This is a genomic window from Ruegeria sp. YTSA226, from assembly GCF_059609905.1.
Genome location: NZ_JBXWMQ010000001.1, coordinates 410408 through 430246 on the forward strand (window position 1 = coordinate 410408; position 19839 = coordinate 430246).

Annotated in this window: 22 protein-coding genes and 1 other RNA gene; 19 read left to right on the forward strand and 4 right to left on the reverse strand. The window is 55.6% G+C overall.

Annotation, left to right across the window (positions count from 1 at the left end; genetic code table 11):
• Window positions 1-83: 83 nt before the first annotated feature.
• The 3 genes from ssrA to AC2FFF_RS02055 all read right to left on the reverse strand — a co-directional run bounded on the left by ssrA (window position 84) and on the right by AC2FFF_RS02055 (window position 1571).
• Window positions 84-429, reverse strand: a transfer-messenger RNA (tmRNA) gene (gene ssrA, locus AC2FFF_RS02045).
• A 37-nt stretch (window positions 430-466) separates the two neighbouring features.
• Window positions 467-829, reverse strand: coding sequence for a DUF4345 family protein (locus AC2FFF_RS02050; RefSeq protein ID WP_142633931.1), 363 nt, complete (start codon window positions 827-829; stop codon window positions 467-469).
• Window positions 830-836: 7 nt separating this feature from the next.
• Entirely contained in the window at window positions 837-1571 is a 735-nt protein-coding gene (locus AC2FFF_RS02055) for a FadR/GntR family transcriptional regulator (RefSeq protein WP_142633929.1), read from the reverse strand.
• Window positions 1572-1727: 156 nt separating this feature from the next.
• Between AC2FFF_RS02055 and AC2FFF_RS02060 the strand changes: the two genes are divergently transcribed.
• From AC2FFF_RS02060 to AC2FFF_RS02140, 17 genes are all read left to right on the forward strand, one after another.
• Window positions 1728-2450, forward strand: a complete 723-nt coding sequence (locus AC2FFF_RS02060) for a DUF2182 domain-containing protein (protein ID WP_142635127.1) — start codon at window positions 1728-1730, stop codon at window positions 2448-2450.
• A gap of 4 nt (window positions 2451-2454) precedes the next feature.
• Complete coding sequence (locus AC2FFF_RS02065) at window positions 2455-3159, forward strand: DUF1326 domain-containing protein (protein ID WP_142633927.1); 705 nt, start codon at window positions 2455-2457, stop codon at window positions 3157-3159.
• 140 nt (window positions 3160-3299) lie between these two features.
• Window positions 3300-4403, forward strand: coding sequence for a dimethylsulfoniopropionate demethylase (locus AC2FFF_RS02070; protein WP_281972134.1), 1104 nt, complete (start codon window positions 3300-3302; stop codon window positions 4401-4403).
• 85 nt (window positions 4404-4488) lie between these two features.
• Window positions 4489-5484: an acryloyl-CoA reductase gene (gene acuI / locus AC2FFF_RS02075; protein ID WP_142633922.1), complete on the forward strand. Its 996-nt coding sequence runs from the start codon at window positions 4489-4491 to the stop codon at window positions 5482-5484.
• 186 nt (window positions 5485-5670) lie between these two features.
• A complete protein-coding gene (gene frr, locus AC2FFF_RS02080; protein WP_142633921.1) occupies window positions 5671-6234 on the forward strand; it encodes a ribosome recycling factor in 564 nt (187 codons plus the stop codon).
• 9 nt (window positions 6235-6243) lie between these two features.
• A complete protein-coding gene (gene uppS / locus AC2FFF_RS02085; RefSeq protein WP_281994644.1) occupies window positions 6244-6975 on the forward strand; it encodes an undecaprenyl pyrophosphate synthase in 732 nt (243 codons plus the stop codon).
• Window positions 6972-7754: a phosphatidate cytidylyltransferase gene (locus tag AC2FFF_RS02090; RefSeq protein ID WP_281972132.1), complete on the forward strand. Its 783-nt coding sequence runs from the start codon at window positions 6972-6974 to the stop codon at window positions 7752-7754. Before uppS ends, AC2FFF_RS02090 begins: the two co-directional genes overlap by 4 nt.
• Entirely contained in the window at window positions 7754-8929 is a 1176-nt protein-coding gene (dxr, locus tag AC2FFF_RS02095; protein WP_496700256.1) for a 1-deoxy-D-xylulose-5-phosphate reductoisomerase, read from the forward strand. Before AC2FFF_RS02090 ends, dxr begins: the two co-directional genes overlap by 1 nt.
• Before the next feature lies 1 nt (window position 8930).
• Window positions 8931-10283 carry an RIP metalloprotease RseP gene (gene rseP / locus AC2FFF_RS02100; protein WP_496882820.1) on the forward strand — a complete coding sequence of 451 codons (1353 nt, stop codon included), beginning with the start codon at window positions 8931-8933 and terminating at the stop codon, window positions 10281-10283.
• Window positions 10284-10375: 92 nt separating this feature from the next.
• On the forward strand, window positions 10376-10504 hold the full coding sequence (locus AC2FFF_RS02105; RefSeq protein ID WP_271947040.1) for a hypothetical protein: 129 nt from the start codon (window positions 10376-10378) through the stop codon (window positions 10502-10504).
• A gap of 128 nt (window positions 10505-10632) precedes the next feature.
• Window positions 10633-12993 (forward strand): outer membrane protein assembly factor BamA, encoded by a 2361-nt coding sequence (gene bamA / locus AC2FFF_RS02110; protein ID WP_281972129.1) that lies wholly within the window; start codon window positions 10633-10635, stop codon window positions 12991-12993.
• Between the two features lie 108 nt (window positions 12994-13101).
• Window positions 13102-13584 (forward strand): OmpH family outer membrane protein, encoded by a 483-nt coding sequence (locus AC2FFF_RS02115; RefSeq protein WP_246097131.1) that lies wholly within the window; start codon window positions 13102-13104, stop codon window positions 13582-13584.
• A gap of 72 nt (window positions 13585-13656) precedes the next feature.
• A complete protein-coding gene (gene fabZ, locus AC2FFF_RS02120) occupies window positions 13657-14130 on the forward strand; it encodes a 3-hydroxyacyl-ACP dehydratase FabZ (protein ID WP_142633907.1) in 474 nt (157 codons plus the stop codon).
• A complete protein-coding gene (gene lpxA, locus AC2FFF_RS02125) occupies window positions 14127-14912 on the forward strand; it encodes an acyl-ACP--UDP-N-acetylglucosamine O-acyltransferase (protein WP_271947043.1) in 786 nt (261 codons plus the stop codon). The genes fabZ and lpxA overlap by 4 nt, the downstream gene beginning before the upstream one ends.
• Window positions 14913-14916: 4 nt before the next feature.
• Window positions 14917-15711 (forward strand): LpxI family protein, encoded by a 795-nt coding sequence (locus AC2FFF_RS02130; protein WP_271947045.1) that lies wholly within the window; start codon window positions 14917-14919, stop codon window positions 15709-15711.
• On the forward strand, window positions 15711-16868 hold the full coding sequence (lpxB, locus tag AC2FFF_RS02135; protein WP_281972128.1) for a lipid-A-disaccharide synthase: 1158 nt from the start codon (window positions 15711-15713) through the stop codon (window positions 16866-16868). Before AC2FFF_RS02130 ends, lpxB begins: the two co-directional genes overlap by 1 nt.
• Window positions 16868-17449: a hypothetical protein gene (locus tag AC2FFF_RS02140; RefSeq protein WP_271947048.1), complete on the forward strand. Its 582-nt coding sequence runs from the start codon at window positions 16868-16870 to the stop codon at window positions 17447-17449. Before lpxB ends, AC2FFF_RS02140 begins: the two co-directional genes overlap by 1 nt.
• On the opposite strand, the gene mnmA is transcribed toward AC2FFF_RS02140, so the two are convergent.
• The gene (gene mnmA, locus AC2FFF_RS02145) at window positions 17446-18591 is read right to left on the reverse strand and encodes a tRNA 2-thiouridine(34) synthase MnmA (RefSeq protein ID WP_142633898.1); all 1146 of its coding nucleotides are present in this window, start codon (window positions 18589-18591) and stop codon (window positions 17446-17448) included. The genes AC2FFF_RS02140 and mnmA overlap by 4 nt on opposite strands.
• Before the next feature lie 129 nt (window positions 18592-18720).
• Between mnmA and sciP the strand changes: the two genes are divergently transcribed.
• Together sciP and ctrA are read left to right on the forward strand one after the other, a co-directional pair.
• Window positions 18721-19014 carry a CtrA inhibitor SciP gene (sciP, locus tag AC2FFF_RS02150; protein WP_281972127.1) on the forward strand — a complete coding sequence of 98 codons (294 nt, stop codon included), beginning with the start codon at window positions 18721-18723 and terminating at the stop codon, window positions 19012-19014.
• A gap of 82 nt (window positions 19015-19096) precedes the next feature.
• The gene (gene ctrA / locus AC2FFF_RS02155) at window positions 19097-19813 is read left to right on the forward strand and encodes a response regulator transcription factor CtrA (protein WP_281972126.1); all 717 of its coding nucleotides are present in this window, start codon (window positions 19097-19099) and stop codon (window positions 19811-19813) included.
• Window positions 19814-19839: the final 26 nt, after the last annotated feature.

Sequence of the window (19839 nt, forward strand, 5' to 3'; positions counted from 1 at the left end):
TCACGGGCCGAGCATGACGCGAATGAGTGAACAAACTCTGAACGTGAACACAGACAGGGTTAAACAGCAGACATTTAAGGGAAAATGCAGGTTTCTGTTGCCAGGTACCTGCGAACCCCGCCTTACGCTGCTAGGCGCAAGGGCTTAAGTTTCGGTCTTGCTACTGCTTACGCAGCAACTGCAACCGGAGCACGATTGTCATTTGCAATTGTACTGTTTGGGCCGGTACGGTGGCACCCCGCCGAGACAAAGCTAACCCCTTTAGACGTTCGTCGATCCTATTTCGGCCCCGCGATCCTCAAATGAAGGATATTGGTGGAGCCGCCGGGTACCGCCCCCGGGTCCGATCCGCTTATTACGAGCGCGTTTATGTCCATAGTCCCGAAGGACATCCCTTATATAGGTGAGCCACAAGGGGAAAGCAAACCCCATACTTCAACGAAAAGACGGATTATATAATAACGCCTTAGCTTGGTCGGTTAATGTTTGCCAGGATCAGCCACAGCGCCAATATCAGCTCGATTCCCCCAAATGTCATCGCTTTGATCAAAGGGGGGTGATCCAGAATGACGGAAACAAACCGGCCCAAGGCTGCGCCGGCATAAACAACGCCCAACATCGCATAGGCCATGGGAGTGTTCAGCCAAATGACCGCAATTCCGGTGACAACAAAAAGTCCACCGACCGAAGCTCGCATTTCGCTTAGACCCATCGTGCTGTTCGTGGGTGCCAGATCCAGCGAGGCCGCGGTCCAGGCGGGCGCGAGAAACCCAAAGAGGCCGAAACCGATTGTCAGAACCGCCGCTGCAGCATTCAAAATCGACGTCATTGTACCCTCATTCGGTTGGTTTGCGCCGCTGTTTGGCAACGTCCAGGGCAAGCTTACGGGTATAAGCTTCGAGATCCACCAGTGCTGAATCTACCGCAGCAGCGTCCCGCCGATCCAAAGCATCGGCAATCTGGTTGTGCAACACGATGATCTCTTCTCGGGACCGCGCCGTAAACGTGATCATGTTCATCAAAGGCTGCATCGCCTCGACGGCGCCGGCCAGTTGATAGGACAACACCGGATTGCCGGCCCCATCGACCAATGCCCGGTGAAAGGTCACATCCGAGGCGCAAAAGGCTTCGTCTGTCAGCCCGGGTTGAGCCTGCCGAAATATCTCGGCACGCATCGTCGCCAGATGATCCGCCGTCCTGCGTTCGGCTGACAAAGTAGCGCAGGCGCGTTCCAGCGAATACCGAGCCTCGCAAGCCGTTTCAAAACTGACCGCATTCATGGACAGCAGCAACGTGGATGTGGTGATCTGTTGGGAATACGCATCCTGATAGCTCAGCCGGTTGACAAATGCTCCGCCCGTCGCGCCACGTTGGGTGCGGATCAGGGACTGTGCCGCAAGGCGTTTAAGGGCCTCACGCACGGTTGGTCGGGACACCTGAAACTGGTCGGACAGCTCCGCCTCAGAAGGCAGGCGTTCATCGACAATCAACCGACCTGAAATGATTGCATCGCGGATTGATTGGGCGATCTGAACCGAAAGATCAGCGGGTTTCTTGGGGTCGATTTTCATTTTGAGCAGGACCGCAGGCAAAATTTCATTTGTCTGACATTTAAAAGTCTGACATTTGAATTGCAAGGACTGAGTCGGGAGGGACAAGTGAATCGCGCGGTTCTACGAAATGGATTTTGGTTGGGATTCTACGCTCTGATCCTGTGGGCGTGGTGGATGATGTTCGTGATGAACCGCGCCATGGATCTGGACTGGATCGGTCGTCCCGGAGCAATGGGGCAGGCGATGCGCGCCATGGATCCCAGGATGGACATGTATATGCCCATGGCAGAGTTCGGCCCGCTGTTTTGGATGTGGGCCATCATGATGGCTGCGATGATGTTGCCGACCATTATTCCAACTTTGCGCAGCTATGATGATCTGATCCGCAGTGCAAACGGGACGCGGTCCGGCTGGATTGGTGTCTTGGTGGGTTATTTCGTGGTCTGGGTCGGGTTTGCCGCGCTCATTACCGGGGTGCAACTGGTTCTGCTGTTTGGCGGCGTTGTCGACATGCTGGGCATTGCGAAATCCGGGCTTGTTGCGGGCGGGTTGATGATCGCCGTCGGCGCCTTTCAATTCACCCGCGCCAAAGAGCTGTGCCATGGGGTCTGCCATGCCCCAATGACCTATTTTCTCGGCCATTGGAAAACCGGTTTTTCAGGCGGTTTTCGCATGGGGCTTGGCCTTGGTGCGTTCTGCGTCGGATGCTGCTGGGGCTTTATGGCGCTCGGCTTTGTGGGCGGCGTCATGAGTCTGCTGTGGATGGGTCTGGCGACATTTTTCATGGTTCTCGAAAAACTACCCCAGATCGGTCACGTGATTACACGACCGCTGGGATTTGCTCTTATCGCGGGCGGCTGTGCCTTGCTCGTGTACCCCTTTATCTATGGAGGATAAGCTATTGGCTAAGAACAAAAAACCAGAGGCAGATCGCCTGCCGATCAGCCAACGTATCGACAGCCGCATGCCCAACCCCAAGCGGCGTGAGATGAGCCCGACGAATTGGGCGATCAAGGGAGAGCTGATCCTTAACTGCTCGTGCGATCTGTTCTGCCCCTGTGTCGTATCGCTGGGCGCGCATCCTCCGACCGAGGGTCATTGTCATGCCTGGATGGGAATTGTCATCGATGAAGGCCATTTCGAGGGCGAGGACCTGTCGGGCCTCAATGTTGGCCTTCTGGTCGATATTCCGGGTCGCATGGGTGAGGGGCAGTGGAAAGTTGCCGCCTATGTCGACGAACGGGCCAGCGGTAAGGCCTATAACGGGTTGCTCCAGATATTCAGCGGTCAGGCCGGGGGCACGACCGGCTTGTTTACCATGCTGGTCAGCGAAATTATCGGGGCCGAACGTGCTCCGGTTCAGATCGAACGCGACGGGACCAAGCGCCGCATCATGATTGGTCGGAAAATCCAGGGCGAAATCGAGATGTTGGCGGGCAAAGACCCCGAGCATCCTGTGATGGTCTCAAACTCGAAATACTGGATGGGACCGGACATTATCGTGGCGCGCGGCACCAAATCCAAGGTCCGCGATTACGGTCGGGTCTGGGATTTCGGTGGAAAATCCGCCGAAATCTGCCCAATCGATTGGCAAGGGCCGAAATAATACGAAATCACAAAGGATTACGTGCAATACGTGATCCTAATTTTCAATCGCCAGACACGCCATCGCGGCCTGTTGCACCAGATTCTGACGGGACCGCAGGCTTCGAATTGTGATCTGGCATTATGCCCGAGGAGGCTTAAGTGGCCAATATTTCCTTCTCTCGCCGGTTGCGGCGCACACCTTTTTCTGAAGGGGTCGAAGCCGCAGGCGTAAAGGCATTCACGGTTTATAACCGGATGCTATTGCCAACTGTATTCGACAGCGTCGAGGCTGATTACCGGCACTTGAAAAAGCATGTGCAGGTCTGGGATGTCTCGTGTGAGCGACAGGTCGAACTCAGAGGTCCCGACGCGGCACGCCTTATGCAAATGCTGACGCCACGCGATTTGAGAGGCATGTTGCCCGGCCAATGCTATTACGTCCCTATCGTTGATGAGACCGGTGGCATGCTGAATGATCCGGTTGCGGTGAAACTGTCCGAGGACCGCTGGTGGATCTCAATCGCGGATAGCGATTTGTTGTTATGGGTCAAAGGAATCGCGAACGGCTATCGGTTGGATGTTCTAGTGGATGAGCCCGACGTCTCACCCCTGGCCATACAAGGGCCCATGGCGGATGAGCTGATGTCCCGCGTATTCGGCGAGCGCGTCAAAGACATCCGGTTCTTCAAATTCGACATGTTCGAATTTGCGGGCCGCGATCTGGCCATCGCCAGGTCCGGGTATTCAAAGCAGGGCGGGTTCGAGATTTATGTCGAGGGCAGCGATATCGGAATGACGCTGTGGAATGCGCTGTTTTCGGCCGGTGAGGATTTGAACGTGCGGGCGGGTTGTCCCAACCTGATCGAACGCATTGAGGCTGGGTTGCTGTCCTACGGAAACGATATGACCGACGACAACACCCCGCATGAATGTGGTTTGGGCAAATTCTGTAACACGCATACCGCAATCGGCTGCATTGGCCGGGACGCATTGTTGCGGGTCGCGAAAGAAGGGCCGATCCAGCAAATCCGTCCGATTGAAATCGCTGGGCCGGCCGTTGGTGCCTGCGTTGCTCCATGGTCGGTTTACGCGCAGGGGAAACGGGTCGGTCAAATCACTTCTGCCGCTTGGTCTCCGGATTTCAACACCAATGTTTCCATTGGGATGCTCAAACTCAGCCATTGGGATGCGGGTACAAGGGTTGAGGTCGAAACGCCCGACGGTATGCGTGAGGCGACTGTACGGGAAAAGTTCTGGATCTGATCGCAAGCGGCGTATCGGGTTCAGAAACAGGTTATTACACGGGGTCGGGGCTGTACTCTGACGTCCAAAACAGGAGGACATTTTGATGTTCAACGCACTGGTGATGGAAAAAGACGAGGAAAGCGGGCTGGCCAGCCCCTCGGTTCAACAGCTTTCGGAAGGGGATCTGCCGCAGGGTGAGGTTACCGTGGCGGTTCAGTATTCAACGGTAAATTATAAGGATGGTCTTTGCCTGTCGCCCAAAGGCGGGGGGCTGGTACGCAGCTATCCGCATGTTCCTGGCATCGACTATGCGGGGACGGTCGAGTCGTCTTCGGATGAGCGATATAAACCGGGTGACAAAGTGGTCCTGACCGGTTGGCGTGTCGGTGAGGCGCATTGGGGTGGGTACTCACAAAAAGCCAATGCCCGTGCCGATTGGTTGGTTCCGCTGCCCGATGGGTTGGAGCCCCGCCAGGCGATGGCCGTCGGAACCGCTGGGTTCACCGCGATGCTGGCGGTTATGGCGCTTGAGGATCATGGGCTGAAACCGGGGCACGGTCCGGTCTTGGTCACGGGCGCGGCAGGTGGTGTCGGCTCGGTCGCGACGGCGATTCTTGCCAATTTGGGATACGAAGTGGCAGCCGTCACCGGACGGCCGGAAACCAGCGATTACCTGAAGTCTTTGGGCGCCACGACCATTGTGCCACGCGAAGAGTTGAACGAGACAACTAAGCGCCCCTTGGAAAGCGAGGCATGGTCTGGCTGTGTGGACGCAGTTGGCGGCGCAATGCTGGCACGCGTTCTGGGGCAGATGAAATACGGTGCCTCGGTCTCGGCCGTGGGGTTGGCTGGCGGCGCGGGCCTTCCGGCAACTGTTATCCCGTTCCTTTTACGCGGTGTGAACCTCTTGGGGATCGACAGCGTGATGCAGCCTTATGAAAATCGGCTGCGGGCCTGGCAGCGGATAGCAACCGACCTTCCGATGGACAAGCTTGAGGCGATGATCCATCCCGCAAAGCTGAGCGATCTGCCCCAATTAGGGGCGGATATCCTGCAAGGTCAGGTAAAAGGTCGTGTTGTCGTAGACGTAAACGCCTGATCCGGAATGAATATGTCTGACCGACCGCATTGATTTGCGGTCGGTTAATTTTGTGGCTGCAGGTTCGCGGAATTCCGGCAAACACCTCTGGTCAATGGCGTAAATACGGACCATCATTGCTATACATCCCAAATTGAATGGCTTATGAGCCATGCAAACAGTACCTGAAGACGGGGAGTGAGCAGAATGTCTGACGATTTCGAACTGGACACAGACGACCTGAAACGCCGCATGGACGGCGCAATGTCAAACCTCAGAACCGAATTTGCATCGCTGCGCACCGGGCGCGCCTCGGCCTCGATGCTCGAGCCGGTGATGGTCGATGCCTATGGTTCGATGACGCCGATCAACCAGGTGGGAACGGTAAATGTGCCCGAGCCGCGTATGGTAACGGTCAATGTCTGGGATAAAGGGCTGGTCGGCAAAGTGGAAAAAGCGATCCGCGAAAGTGGGCTGGGCATCAACCCTCAGCTTAACGGAACGATCATCATGCTACCGATCCCGGAACTGAACGAAGAACGCCGTCGCGAGTTGGGCAAAGTCGCCGGACAATATGCCGAACACGCGCGCGTTTCGATCCGCAATGTGCGCCGCGACGGGATGGATCAGATCAAGAAGGCCAAGGCCGACGGTATGTCCGAAGATGACCAGAAGTTCTGGGAAAGCGAAGTGCAGGATCTAACCGATCAGATGATCAAGGTAGTAGATGCCGCGCTTGAGACCAAGCAGGCAGAAATCATGCAGGTCTGAGACCGGGTGATGCCCTCTTCCTCGCATACCATGCCCGAAAGAGGGCCCCAGCATGTCGCGATCATCATGGATGGCAATGGTCGCTGGGCGCAGGCCCGCGGGCGACCTCGCCTGTTTGGCCACCACGCCGGGGCAAGACGTGTGCGCGATGTGGTCGAGGCCTGCCCAAGGCTTGGTATTAAGTATCTGACTGTTTTTGCGTTTTCGACCGAGAACTGGAAACGCACTCAGGTCGAAGTTGCCGGTCTGATGAGCTTGTTTCGGCGCTATATTATCAAGGAAACCCGGACGCTCCGAGACTCGGGTGTTCGGGTGCGTTTCATCGGAGACAGGGTCAGGTTGGATGCCAAACTGATCGAATTGATGGATACGCTTGAGGCCGAGACCGAGGGAAATGATCTGGTTCACCTGACCATTGCGTTGAACTATGGCGGTCGGGATGAAGTCGCGCGGGCTACCAAACGTCTGGCACAGGATGTCGCTGACGGGCGATTGCATCCTGATGATGTAGACGAAGAAACGCTGCCGAAATATCTGGACACACATGTTCTTCCTGATCCTGATCTGGTGATCCGAACCAGCGGCGAGGCGCGAATTTCCAATTTTCTGCTATGGCAATCCGCCTATTCGGAATACGAATTCATCGACACGCTCTGGCCAGATTTCACTGCGGCTGAGCTTGAGCGCCTGTGTCTGAGCTATGGCAGCCGCGACCGACGGTTCGGAGCTGTACCGGCATGAGTGACGGGCGCTGGTCCGACCTGACTGCCCGCGTATTGTCGGCGGGAGTCCTTGTTGCCGTTGGCGCTGTCGAGGTCTGGCTGGGCGGTCTGTGGTTCGAAGCTTTCATTTCCATTGCTTGCGGGCTGATGACCTGGGAACTGGTCCGTATGATCGACCCGGGCAGGAAAGCTGTTGCGATCCAGCTTGCCATATTGACCGGTTTTGCGGTGGTGCTGAGTTACCATCTTCCGGCACTCTATAAACTTCCCTTCTTGCTTGCTCCGGCGCTGGTCGGGGCAGGGCAGGTCAGCCGGTACCGGGGTATCTATACTCTCTTCGCGCTGTGGATCGCTGCCGCGGGACTGGGCTTTATCTCAATCCGGACGAATATGGGATTTGTCTGGATGGTCTGGCTGATATCGGTCGTCGTCGCCACGGATGTCGCCGGATATTTTGTCGGAAAGGCATTGGGTGGACCAAAATTCTGGCCACGAGTCAGCCCGAAAAAGACGTGGTCGGGAACAGCAGGAGGCTGGGTAGCGGCTGCCATTGTTGGCTTAGCCTTTGCGGCTTACGGCGGCTTCGGAACTTGGTTCATCGTGATCTCGGTTCTGGCGTCAATGGCCAGCCAGGCCGGCGATATTGTCGAAAGCGCGGCCAAACGAAAATTCGGCGTCAAGGACAGTTCGAACCTGATTCCCGGCCATGGCGGCTTCCTTGATCGATTCGATGGGATGATGGGGGCCGCTCTGTTCGTTCTGCTTGTGGGGTTGATTTATTCCCCCGGAGCCATGTGATGCGCAAAATCTCTGTTTTTGGCGCGACGGGTTCTATCGGGCAAAACACGATAGATCTGATTGACCGAAATCCATCAGCGTATGATGTTGTCGCCCTGACCGGTGGAGCCAATATCGAACAACTTGCGCGTGACGCCAAACGTTTGAAGGCGGATATCGCGATTACAGCCCATCCAGACCGGCTTGAGGACCTGCGAGTGGCCTTGGCCGGTTCTGATGTCGAGGTCGCCGCCGGGGCGAATGCTCTGGCCGAAGCTGCGGCGCGACCGGCTGACTGGGTCATGTCTGCCATCGTTGGGGCTGCGGGGTTGCAACCAGGGCTGACGGCGCTTGAACAGGGCGCGACGCTGGCTTTGGCGAATAAAGAAACGCTTGTCTGCGCGGGTTCTTTGGTTCTGGATACTGCCCGAAAGCACAATGCCCGATTGCTACCGGTGGACAGCGAACATTCTGCCGTTTTTCAGGCTCTGGTCGGTGAAGATATGGCATCGGTCGAGCGTATCATCATCACTGCCAGCGGCGGCGCCTTCCGGGATTGGCCACTGAGCAAATTGGCCTCGGCCACGGTTGAGCAGGCATCGAGCCACCCGAACTGGAATATGGGGCAGCGGATCACGATTGATAGCGCTTCGATGTTTAACAAGGCGCTCGAGGTGATCGAAACACGCGAATTCTTCGGAATATCCCCGGATATGATCGAAGTGATTGTGCATCCGGAATCCATCGTTCATGCGATGGTCGGGTTTAACGATGGAGCGGTTATGGCCCATATGGGCGCGCCAGATATGCGCCACGCGATCGGATATGCCCTGAATTGGCCAAAACGTCAGACCCTTCCGGTCGAAAGGCTGAACCTTGCAAAGCTGGGACAGTTGCGATTTCAGGAACCAGACGAAAACCGATATCCGGCTTTGCGGTTAGCGCGCGACGTCATGGAGCGGGGCGGGCTGTCCGGAGCGGTTTTCAACGGAGCCAAAGAATGTGCACTCGACCATTTCATTGCAGGTCGCATTGGTTTTCTTGATATGGCAGACATCGTGGCCGCCGTCTTGGATCGTTTCGATGCACAAGACAACCATATTGACGCCCCAATGACCCTTGATAACGTGCTGCAAACCGACCATCTGGCACGTATATGGGTCGATAACGCCGTTGCGCAACGAGCAGGAAAATAAATTGGACGTACTCTCACTGATCCCACAGTTCGGCAATTTGATTTACACCATATTCGCCTTTGTGATCGCGTTATCCGCCATCGTAGCCGTACATGAATACGGGCATTACATCGTTGGCCGTTGGTCCGGCATCTACGCCGAAGTGTTCTCAATCGGTTTCGGTCCCGTACTCTGGAGCCGTATCGACAAAAGAGGAACGCGCTGGCAGATCGCAGCGCTTCCATTCGGCGGGTATGTCAAGTTTTTGGGTGACGCCAATGCCGCATCCGGCAAAGATGAAGCGGCTATGTCTGAAATTTCTGAGCAAAGCCCGGAGGAGCTGCGCCGCACAATGCATGGCGCGCCACTTTGGGCCAGGACGGCAACTGTTGCGGCAGGGCCAATCTTTAATTTCGCAATGTCGATACTGGTCTTTGCCCTAATTTTCTTTACGCAAGGCGCAACCAGAGACCCTCTGACCGTTGGGTCACTGCATCCTCTGCCGGGGACAGTGCAAGAGCTGCGTGAAGGTGATGAAATCCTCGCGATTGCAGGTATTGACCTGCCAGATTTCGAACAAGAAGGGTCGTGGAGCGAGTTCGTAGACTCTTTGCCCGTTGACCCCGTTCTTGATTACACAGTTCTTCGTGACGGTGACACATTGGACGTTTCCGCACCTTGGCTGTTCCCCCCCCTGATTCAACAGGTTGTTCCGCGCAGCGCAGCAATGGATATCAGCCTGGCACAGGGGGATGTCATAACAGCGGTTAATGGCGACCCGGTTTATGCCTTTGAACAGCTCAAGGACCATGTGGAAAGCTCTGATGGGCGGCCACTGCTGTTGAATGTCTGGCGTGACGGAGCGGAACTGGAGTTTGCCCTGGCTCCACGCCGCACGGATGAGCCGCAGTCTGATGGTGGTTTTGTAACGCATTGGAGGATCGGGATCGTCGGCGGCATGATGCTAGAACCTGCAACCGAAAGGGCGGGCATCCTGACATCTCTTGGCGGCGGTGTGCGACAAACATTGCGAATTATTGACGGGTCTCTTTCAGGTATCTGGCACATGGTGACCGGAGCGATCAGCACCTGCAACATGTCCGGCCCGATCGGAATCGCCGAAACCTCGGGTGCGATGGCCAGCCAGGGAGCGCAGAACTTCATCTTCTTTATCGCCGTTCTGTCAACTGCTGTCGGTTTGCTGAACCTGTTTCCGATTCCGGCTTTGGATGGGGGACACTTGGTATTTTACGCATATGAGGCCATCTCTGGGAAACCACCCAGCGACAAAGCGCTGCGGATTCTGATGGGCATCGGAGTGTCAATCATTCTGGCTCTGATGCTGTTTTCCGTCTCAAATGACCTGTTCTGTTGATTTGGGCGGAGCTTGCACAATCTAGTCGCAATTCCGCCCCAATTCCCTCATAGGATGTGTTCGTTTCATAATTTTGTCTGTCAGAGGCGATCATGGCGAATGCTATCAAAAAATCATATCGCAGCTTTAGCTTCCTGCTTGCGCTGAACTGGGACTCGATCTTGTTTTTCGGCGCGACTGCGTTGGCTATGGGTGGATGCGCTTATCTGATCACCATGTGATTCTGTTCCTTTCTTTTTATTTGCTGAACAGCGGCCCAATGGGCCGCTTTCTGTTTTTCGGCTTTTGACAAGGCCAGACAATCCCGTTACTCAGCTTTAAAGTCTTAAAATTCTGGGTAGAGAAAAATATGACCGACAGGCGAGGCGCAGGCACATCCTGCGGGGGGCAAAAGCCGGTAAACAAGATTTTGTGGCAGGCCCTAACATTCTTTTTCTTATTTGCCACAGTTAGTTTGCTGTCACTGCCGCAGGCTGCTCAGGCGCAAAGCTACACCATCAACTCGTTCGAAGTTGAGGGGAACAGGCGCATCGAGACATCGACAATCATTGCACGTTCGGGAATCGAACCTGGGCAGACGGTGACAGCTGGACAACTCAACGATGCCTTCCAACGGCTGCTTGACAGTGGTGTTTTTGAAACAGTCGATTTGACCCCTCGTGGCAGCACTTTGGTCATCAAAGTTCAGGAATATCCGACGATCAACCAGATCAGCATCGAGGGTAACAAGAGGCTCAAGGATGAGCTGTTGCTCAATGCCGTTTCGTCTCAACCCCGCCGGGTCTTTACGCCTCAGGTCGCTGAAGCTGACGCAGACATGATTGCCGAAATCTATTTGGCTCAAGGACGTGTTGCAGCAACCGTCATCCCCAGAATCATCCGCCGCAGCGACAATCGGGTAGACCTCGTTTTTGAAATCTCCGAAGGTACGACGATCGAGGTTGAGCGCGTAAGCTTTGTTGGCAACCGGGCTTATTCCGACCGGCGTCTGCGCCGTGTGCTTGAAACCAAGCAAGCCAATTTCCTGCGCACGTTCCTGCGGGGCGATACTTTTATCGCTGACCGGATCGAGTTCGACAAACAAGTCATCCGTGATTTCTACTTGTCGCGTGGCTATGTCGATTTCCGCGTCAACAGCGCCAATGTTGAATTCACACGTGAGCGCGACGCGTTTTTCCTGGTGATGAATGTAACTGAAGGTCAGAAATTCTCATTCGGCAAGATCACCACCGTAAGCGAAATACCCGGTGTGGATGCGGCCGAATATCAGGCCGCACTCAAGGTCAAGCCGGGTGTCACCTATTCTCCTTCACTGGTCGAAAACTCTATCGCCAGGCAAGAGCGTTTGGGCATTCGGCAAGGGGTGGACTTTCTGCGGGTTGAGCCGCGCGTCACGCGCAATGCACGTGATTTGACGCTGGATGTTGAATTCGTTCTGACCAAAGGACCGCGTATCTTTGTCGAGCGTATCGACATCGAGGGCAACACCACAACGCTTGACCGCGTGATCCGTCGTCAATTCGACACCGTCGAGGGTGACCCGTTCAACCCGCGAGAAATTCGGCAGGCGGCTGAACGTATCCGGGCATTGGGCTATTTCGCTGTCGCTGACGTTGAACCGCGCGAGGGTTCGACACCCAGCCAAGTGATCGTGGATGTCGACGTCGAAGAACAGCCAACAGGCTCGCTCAGCCTCGGTGGTAGCTACTCGATCTCTGACGGTTTCGGCATTGCAATCGGCCTAAGTGAGTCAAACTTCCTAGGCCGTGGGCAGACCGTCGGGGTTACGATTTCGACCGCACAGGATTCAGAAGAGTACTCCCTGAATTTCACCGAACCCTATCTTTTGGGCCGCAAGCTTCGCTTTGATCTTGGTCTGGGTTTGGCGTCGACCGACTCCAGTTTTGCCAGCTATAACACCGAGCGTGTGTTCTTTAACCCTCAGTTGAGCTATGCGATCGGAGAGCTTTCTTCGTTGCGCGTTCGCTATGCCTGGGAAAACAGCGAGATGAAGCAGCAGGACAACGAGGCAAACGGCGCGGTCATCGCCTCTGAGATTGATCAGGGTGAACGCACGACAAGTTCTCTGGGTGTGTCCTATGTATATGACAGCCGCCTTGGTGGGCTTAACCCCAATGCCGGTGTTCTGTTTGAGGTTGGCCTGGATGCCGCTGGGCTGGGTGGGGACAACAAGTTCTACAAAACCAGCGCACGCGGGATTGCCCAAACACGCGTTCTGAGTGAAGAAGTCGTTCTTCGTGCATCGCTTGAAATGGGTGCAATGCACTGGACCGGCAACGATTTCAGCCGGACGCTGGATCGCTTTGTGTTGGGCCCCAATAAATTCCGCGGGTTCGAGCCAGCCGGTTTGGGGCCACGGGATCTGTCAAATGGTCAGGATGACGCTATCGGCGGGAATTACTATTGGGTCGCGCGTCTGGAATCGGACTTTCCTCTGGGCTTGCCCGAAGAATTGGGCCTGCGTGGAGGCGTGTTCTATGATTTCGGTAACCTGTACAATATCGACGATGTAAACACTTCGGGTGCCAACATTGTCGGTGCGGATGGGTCTATCCGTCATGTTCTGGGTGTTGCAGTCCTATGGGAAACACCGTTTGGCCCACTGCGCTTTAACTTTTCGCAAGCGCTCAAGAAAGAGGACTTTGACAAGGAACAGAATTTCGACCTGACCATTCAGGCGAGGTTCTGATCTCGGATGCGAGGTAGTCTTCGAACCTATATGCAGGGCCCCATTCGGGCCCTGTGTCTTTTTCTGACCTTAATCCTGGCAGGACCGGTTACCGGACAGCAGCTTGGCGTGACACAAGCCAGCGTCCTGACAATCTCCAGCGAACGGTTGTTTTCTGACTCGGCGTTTGGACGTCGCATTCTCAGTGAGATCGAAGCAGAAGGGGCTCTGCTGGCTGCCGAGAACGAGCGGATCGTTGCAGAGCTCAGCGCGGAGGAGAAGGACCTCACCGAAAAGCGCGCCTCTCTGTCTGCTGAAGAATTTCGTCCCCTCGCAGAGGCGTTCGACAGAAAGGTTCAGAACCACCGAGAAGGGCAGCGCGCCAAGCTTGATGCCCTTGCGCGTCGCAGTGAAGATGCACGACAGATGTTTTTTGAACTCGCCCGCCCAGTATTGATCGATCTTTTGCGCGAATCTGGCGCCTCTGTCATTATTCAACGCTCCAGCGTGTTTCTCAGTTCGGATCTGTCCGATGTGACAGATGCCGCCATCACCCGAATTGATACAGCCATTGGTGATGGAACAACACTTGACGAAGGTACAGGCGAATAGGTTTGCTTGCCCTCGGGTCGCGGTGTTGCTAACCACATTGAAAAGAGAAATCCAGAACAGGATATCAGAACTATGAGCACGGACACCAAAAGCGCCGACATTCAGCTGATTCAACGGATATTGCCGCACCGCTATCCGTTTCTGCTGGTCGACAAGGTGGTCGAGATTTCAGGCTTTCAGTCAGCGGTCGGCATCAAGAACGTCACTATGAACGAGCCGCATTTCCAGGGCCATTTTCCTGGTACACCGATCATGCCTGGTGTGACCATTGTTGAAGCAATGGCGCAGACCGCAGGTGTTATGCTTGGCGTTGGGATGGATGTGATCGACAGCGACTTGTTGATCTATTTCATGAATATCGACAAGTGCAAGTTCCGCCGCAAGGTCGTGCCCGGTGACGTGCTCGAGATGCATGTTGAAACTGTGCGCGGCAAGAAGGGTGGCAAGATTTTCAAGTTCTCTGGCAGGGCCACGGTTGATGGAGAGGTCGCAGCCGAAGCTGAGTTCTCGGCCTATGTTGATTGGGACATGGAAAAGACAACATGAGTGGCATTCACCCTAGCGCAATCATCGAAGACGGTGCTCAGATCGGAGAGGGCTGTGTCATCGGCCCTTTTTGTTTTGTTGGTTCAAGGGTGCGGTTGAAAGACCGGGTAGAACTGAAGTCGCATGTTGTTGTTACTGGTGACACCGAGGTGGATGAAGACACCATAATCTTCAATTTTTCGGTCATCGGTGAAATCCCGCAAGACCTTAAGTTCGGCGGTGAAGATACGCGGCTGGAAATTGGCAAACGAAACCGTATCCGTGAACATGTAACAGTGAATTCTGGAACAGACGGCGGTGGCGGTGTAACCCGGATTGGCGATGACTGTTTGCTGATGGCTGGTGTTCACGTGGCTCACGACGTTCAGATTGGCAATCGCGTGATCATGGTGAACCATTCTGGTGCCGCGGGACATTGCATTATCGAAGACGATGTTATCGTCGGCGGGATTTCGGGTTTGCATCAATGGGTTCGTGTGGGCCGCGGGGCGATTATCGGCGCGCTGACGATGGTGCCCAACGACGTGATTCCCTATGGGCTTGTTCAAGCGCCTCGCGGCGAGCTGGACGGCCTGAATCTTGTTGGCCTCAAACGGCGCGGTGTCGCACGAGCTGATATTTCAGCTTTACGCGCAGCGTTTCGCGAATTGTCCGATGGTGACGGAACTTTTATGGACCGCGCCAAGCGCTTGGGTGAAGATGCCGAAAGCGAATATGTCCGCGAAATCGTCAATTTCGTAACCGGCGATTCGGATCGGTCCTTTCTGACACCGAGGAAGTAACATCATGTTGGCACTGATCGCGGGAACAGGTGTGTTGCCGGACGAAGTGGTTTCCTGTCTGGCTGAACGGCCCTTGATCTGCGCGATGGAAGGCTTTGCCCCGGATACTCTGTCTGCCGACATCGTTTTCCCGCTGGAACAGCTTGGATCATTCATCGCAGATCTCAAAACCCGTGGCGTAACTGAAATCTGTATGGCCGGAGCGGTTCAACGTCCCGCCGTTGACCCGTCGCGCATTGATGCCGCGACGATGCCGTTGGTGCCTATTTTGGTGCAGGCGATTCAATCCGGCGATGACGGCGCATTACGGGCTGTCATTGGGATATTCGAAAACTCAGGCCTGAGTGTCCGTGCCGCGCATGAGATTGCGCCTGAACTGCTGCCTCCGCTTGGTTGTTTGACAGAGGCACAGCCCTCAGATGCGGATCGGGCAGATGCGGATCGGGCATCCGGTATCCTGCGTGCCATGGGGGCAGCTGATATCGGCCAGGCCTGTGCAGTTTCCAAAGGGCAGGCTTTGGCGATCGAAGGGATTTTTGGCACCGCATGGATGCTCGAGTCTCTGACTCAACGGCCTGATGCGGGTGGTGGGGTGCTTTTCAAGGGTCCAAAGCCCGATCAGGACTTTCGCGCGGATCTGCCAGCTATTGGACCTGAAACCATTTCCAGCGCCGTCGCAGCTGGTTTGTCCGGGATCGTAATCGAAAAGGGCGGGGTGCTTGTATTGCAGCGACAACGTGTAATTGCTGAGTGCGATCGCCTGGGTTTGTTCCTTTATGTGCGTGAGCGAACCAACTGATGCGGGTGTTTCTGGTCGCCGGCGAACCTTCGGGCGATCGATTGGGCGGCGCGTTGATGGAAGGGCTACGTGCACTTGTCCCAGATGTTACATTCGACGGGGTAGGCGGACCATTGATGCAGGCCCAGGGTCTGAACAGCCGCTTTCCGATGTCCGAATTGTCAGTGATGGGCCTGATTGAGGTATTGCCAAAATTCTTTCACCTCAAGCGCCGGATATCTGAGACAGCGCAGGCCGTGCTGGACACCAAACCTGACGTATTGATCACCATCGACAGTCCGGACTTCTCGTTGCGCGTTGCCAAGCTGGTCAAAGCGGCAAGCGATACTCGAACCGTCCACTATGTGGCCCCCAGCGTTTGGGCGTGGCGACCGGGGCGTGCGGATAAGATGGCCAAGGTCATCGACCATGTGCTGGCGTTGCTTCCGTTTGAGCCGCCCTATATGGAACGCGCCGGGATGGAATGCGATTTTGTTGGCCATCCGGTTGCAAGCGAACCCATCGCCTCAGATCACGATATCCAGGAGTTTCGCGCCGCCTATGATCTTGGGGATGCTCCGCTGGTTCTTGCCTTGCCGGGGTCGCGCAAGGGTGAGGTTGACCGTCTGGCCCCTGTATTTGGTCAGGCCCTGGGGCAATTCCTAGCCGACCGGCCGGGTACGCGGGTTATTGTTCCGGCGGTTGCACATATGGTCGAGGCCGTAACCGAACATCTGCAGACATGGCCAGGCAATCCCGTCGTGATCGACCCGCGCAATGTTCCGACCGAAGAGGCGGTTCAGCAGAAACGCGCAGCTTTTGCCGCAGCGGACCTTGCTCTGGCGGCATCGGGTACCGTGTCGCTTGAACTTGCAGCCCAGGCAACACCCATGGTGATTGCCTACCGCCTCAGCTGGCTGACCCAGAAACTGGCAGTACGTATGGTCAATCTGGACACGGTTACATTGGTCAATCTTGTCTCGGAAACGCGTTCCATCCCGGAATGCCTGCTGGATGACTGCCTGCCGGACAAGATTGCCGTAGCGCTACGAGAGGTCGCCCTGAAACCTGACGCGCAGCGCAGCGCGATGGATCTGACAATGGAGCGCCTGGGCCGTGGCGGCGACGCCCCTGGTTTCAGAGCTGCAAAGGCCGTGTTGGCCAGAATGCCGTCCTGATGGCCGAGTTCATCCTCTTTGGTTTTTCAGCCTTTCTGGCATTGATACTGACCAATCTGGATAATCTTGCCGCCTTGGTGGCGCTGATCTTGGTGTCAGGGGACAAGCGGGCCGTCTTTGGCTTTCTGTTCGCACAGGGCTTGGTGATTTCGGCGTCCTTGCTGTTCGCCATGGGGATCGAGGGCGTAATACCGGGCTGGGCCGGGTATCTGGGGATGATCCCGCTGACACTGGGCTGTCTGGCCGCCATCCGCCAATGGCGCGGGCAGGGCGTCGACACTCCTGCGCATCTCGAAGCCGGAGCATCAATTTTGGTGACAACCTTACTGTTTACTAGCCTGTCGATGGACACTTTGGCCGTTCTGGCGCCGTTATTGGCGGATTCAACGCCAGGCTTTCGGATCGCCGGAGCCTTCGGCGCAGGGCTTGCCGTGGTAGGATTGGCCACGCTGGCTCTGCTGGGCGCCAAATCTCCGCTCATCAGTGGTCGCATCGCGCGCAAGCTTGAGATGCTTGTTCCTTACGTGATGATCTGCGCTGGCCTTTATATTCTTAGCAACTCGTGGACTGACGCAGTTTAATATCCGCGCCAGATCCAGCCGCCGCCAAAGATACGGCTGCTATCGGACGCATAGAAAACACAGGCCTGACCGGGTGACACACCTTCTTCCGGGGTCAGCAATTCGACTTCGGCCGTAGTGTCCGAAAGCGGGCGGATGATGGCCTCACGCGGGGGGCGGGTCGAGCGAACCTTGACCAGGACGTGCCATTCATCGCGTGACGTAAACGGCTCATCGCCCAGCCAGTTGATCTCACGCACCGGAATGGTGCGGGTGGCCAACATTTCTTTGGGGCCAACCACAACCTGTTTCTTGTCGACATCCAGCTTCACCACGTAAAGCGGATCGCTGAGGCCTCCGATACCAAGCCCGCGGCGCTGTCCGATGGTATAATGGATAACCCCGTTATGCTGGGCCAGCACACGACCATCCGCATGAACGATCTCACCCGGTTCCGCCGCGCCGGGGCGCAGCTTTTCGATTACGCTGGCATAGTTGCCGTTGGGCACGAAACAGATGTCCTGACTGTCGGGCTTGTCGGCAACAGCCAGCCCATATTGCGCAGCCATTTCGCGCGTTGCGTCCTTGGAGGGCAGGTGGCCCAGTGGAAAGCGCAGGAAATCCAGCTGTTCCGGGGTCGTCGAGAACAGGAAATAGGATTGATCGCGGTTGGCATCCTCGGCGCTGTGCAATTCCGGCCCGTTGGGGCCTGTCTTGCGCTGAATATAGTGGCCGGTGGCCATGCAATCAGCCTCAAGATCCTTGGCGGTTTCCAGCAGGTCCTTGAATTTCACCCGTTCGTTACAGCGAATGCAGGGAACCGGCGTCGCACCGGCCAGATAGCTGTCGGCGAATTCGTCGATCACGGCGTCCTTGAAGATGTTCTCATAATCCAGAACGTAATGCGGAAACCCGCGTTCCTCGGCCACGCGGCGCGCATCGTGAATGTCGATACCGGCACAGCAGGCCCCCTTTTTGGCCAGCGCAGCACCGTGGTCATACAGCTGCAGGGTGACGCCGATGACGTCATACCCCTGATCCGCCAAATGCGCGGCCACGACCGAGCTGTCCACGCCTCCGGACATGGCAACAACCACCCGCGTTTCAGACGGGGGCTTGGCAAAGCCAAGAGAGTTCAGCGGTGTCTCGGTGTCGAGGGCCATGACGGTTCCAGTACGGGTTAAGAAAGACCGGCAGAATATAGGAAAATTCTAGATACTCTCAAGGGGCGGTTTCACAACACATTAAGTAGCATGGTGTCAGCTTTGTCGCAGCACGAAGAGGACCGAAAGATGTATTTGCACAAAGTAGAGGGGCCCAGGTCGGTAACCCTGCCGGATGGAACGGTTTTATCCCGGGCTGATCTGCCGCCAAAAGAGACAACCCGCTGGGTGGCATCCCGTAAAGCGATTGTAGTCCGTGGCGTTCTTTACGGATTGATTACGCTTTCGGAAGCCAAAAACCAATATGGCCTCAGCGATGAAGAATTTAATTCCTGGGTTTCTGCGGTCGCAGAACACGGAACGGACGCATTAAAGGTCACTACGATAAAAAAATATCGACAACCTAAAGGAGAGCGCGAATAAATGATTCAACGGTAACGTCAGATTAACCATTTTTGAGCAGGCTCGATTTTAATTGGTAAATTGAGCTGAATTGGAGCAGTAAATGCGTATACTTCTTGTCGAGGATGATCCAACCACGTCCAAAAGCATCGAACTGATGCTGACACATGCCAATCTGAACGTATATGCGACAGATTTAGGCGAAGAAGGGATCGACCTCGCAAAACTTTACGATTACGACCTGATCCTCCTTGATCTCAACCTTCCGGATATGAACGGGCATGAAGTGCTGCGCCAGTTGCGGGTTGCGCGGGTGGAAACGCCGATCCTGATCCTGTCGGGGGCCGACGATACAGAAAGTAAAATTAAAGGCTTCGGATTTGGTGCTGACGATTATCTGACCAAACCATTCCATAGAGAAGAATTGGTTGCACGTATCCACGCCATTATTCGCCGCTCAAAAGGGCATTCTCAATCCATAATCCACACCGGGCGCGTTGCAGTGAATCTGGATGCGAAAACCGTCGAAGTGGAAGGCAAGGCCGTTCACCTGACCGGCAAAGAATATCAAATGCTCGAACTTCTGAGCCTTCGAAAGGGAACAACCCTGACCAAAGAGATGTTCCTTAACCATCTCTATGGGGGAATGGATGAGCCCGAATTGAAGATCATTGACGTCTTTATCTGCAAATTGCGCAAAAAACTTAGCAATGCCACCGACGGCGCAAATTATATCGAGACCGTCTGGGGCAGGGGATATGTGTTGCGCGATCCTCAGAAAAACAGCGTCGACGAACCTCGCATTGCGGTTGGCGCCTAGGCGCGCAAGTTTTACGTCGCCAAGGG

Coding starts and splice junctions, on each gene's coding strand:
- AC2FFF_RS02050 (WP_142633931.1), bottom strand. CDS start 829: ATGACGTCGATTTTGAATGCTGCAGCGGCGGTTCTGACAATCGGTTTC.
- AC2FFF_RS02055 (WP_142633929.1), bottom strand. CDS start 1,571: ATGAAAATCGACCCCAAGAAACCCGCTGATCTTTCGGTTCAGATCGCC.
- AC2FFF_RS02060 (WP_142635127.1), top strand. CDS start 1,728: ATGATGTTCGTGATGAACCGCGCCATGGATCTGGACTGGATCGGTCGT.
- acuI (WP_142633922.1), top strand. CDS start 4,489: ATGTTCAACGCACTGGTGATGGAAAAAGACGAGGAAAGCGGGCTGGCC.
- frr (WP_142633921.1), top strand. CDS start 5,671: ATGTCTGACGATTTCGAACTGGACACAGACGACCTGAAACGCCGCATG.
- uppS (WP_281994644.1), top strand. CDS start 6,244: ATGCCCTCTTCCTCGCATACCATGCCCGAAAGAGGGCCCCAGCATGTC.
- AC2FFF_RS02090 (WP_281972132.1), top strand. CDS start 6,972: ATGAGTGACGGGCGCTGGTCCGACCTGACTGCCCGCGTATTGTCGGCG.
- dxr (WP_496700256.1), top strand. CDS start 7,754: ATGCGCAAAATCTCTGTTTTTGGCGCGACGGGTTCTATCGGGCAAAAC.
- AC2FFF_RS02105 (WP_271947040.1), top strand. CDS start 10,376: ATGGCGAATGCTATCAAAAAATCATATCGCAGCTTTAGCTTCCTGCTT.
- bamA (WP_281972129.1), top strand. CDS start 10,633: ATGACCGACAGGCGAGGCGCAGGCACATCCTGCGGGGGGCAAAAGCCG.
- fabZ (WP_142633907.1), top strand. CDS start 13,657: ATGAGCACGGACACCAAAAGCGCCGACATTCAGCTGATTCAACGGATA.
- lpxA (WP_271947043.1), top strand. CDS start 14,127: ATGAGTGGCATTCACCCTAGCGCAATCATCGAAGACGGTGCTCAGATC.
- AC2FFF_RS02130 (WP_271947045.1), top strand. CDS start 14,917: ATGTTGGCACTGATCGCGGGAACAGGTGTGTTGCCGGACGAAGTGGTT.
- lpxB (WP_281972128.1), top strand. CDS start 15,711: ATGCGGGTGTTTCTGGTCGCCGGCGAACCTTCGGGCGATCGATTGGGC.
- AC2FFF_RS02140 (WP_271947048.1), top strand. CDS start 16,868: ATGGCCGAGTTCATCCTCTTTGGTTTTTCAGCCTTTCTGGCATTGATA.
- mnmA (WP_142633898.1), bottom strand. CDS start 18,591: ATGGCCCTCGACACCGAGACACCGCTGAACTCTCTTGGCTTTGCCAAG.
- sciP (WP_281972127.1), top strand. CDS start 18,721: ATGTATTTGCACAAAGTAGAGGGGCCCAGGTCGGTAACCCTGCCGGAT.
- ctrA (WP_281972126.1), top strand. CDS start 19,097: ATGCGTATACTTCTTGTCGAGGATGATCCAACCACGTCCAAAAGCATC.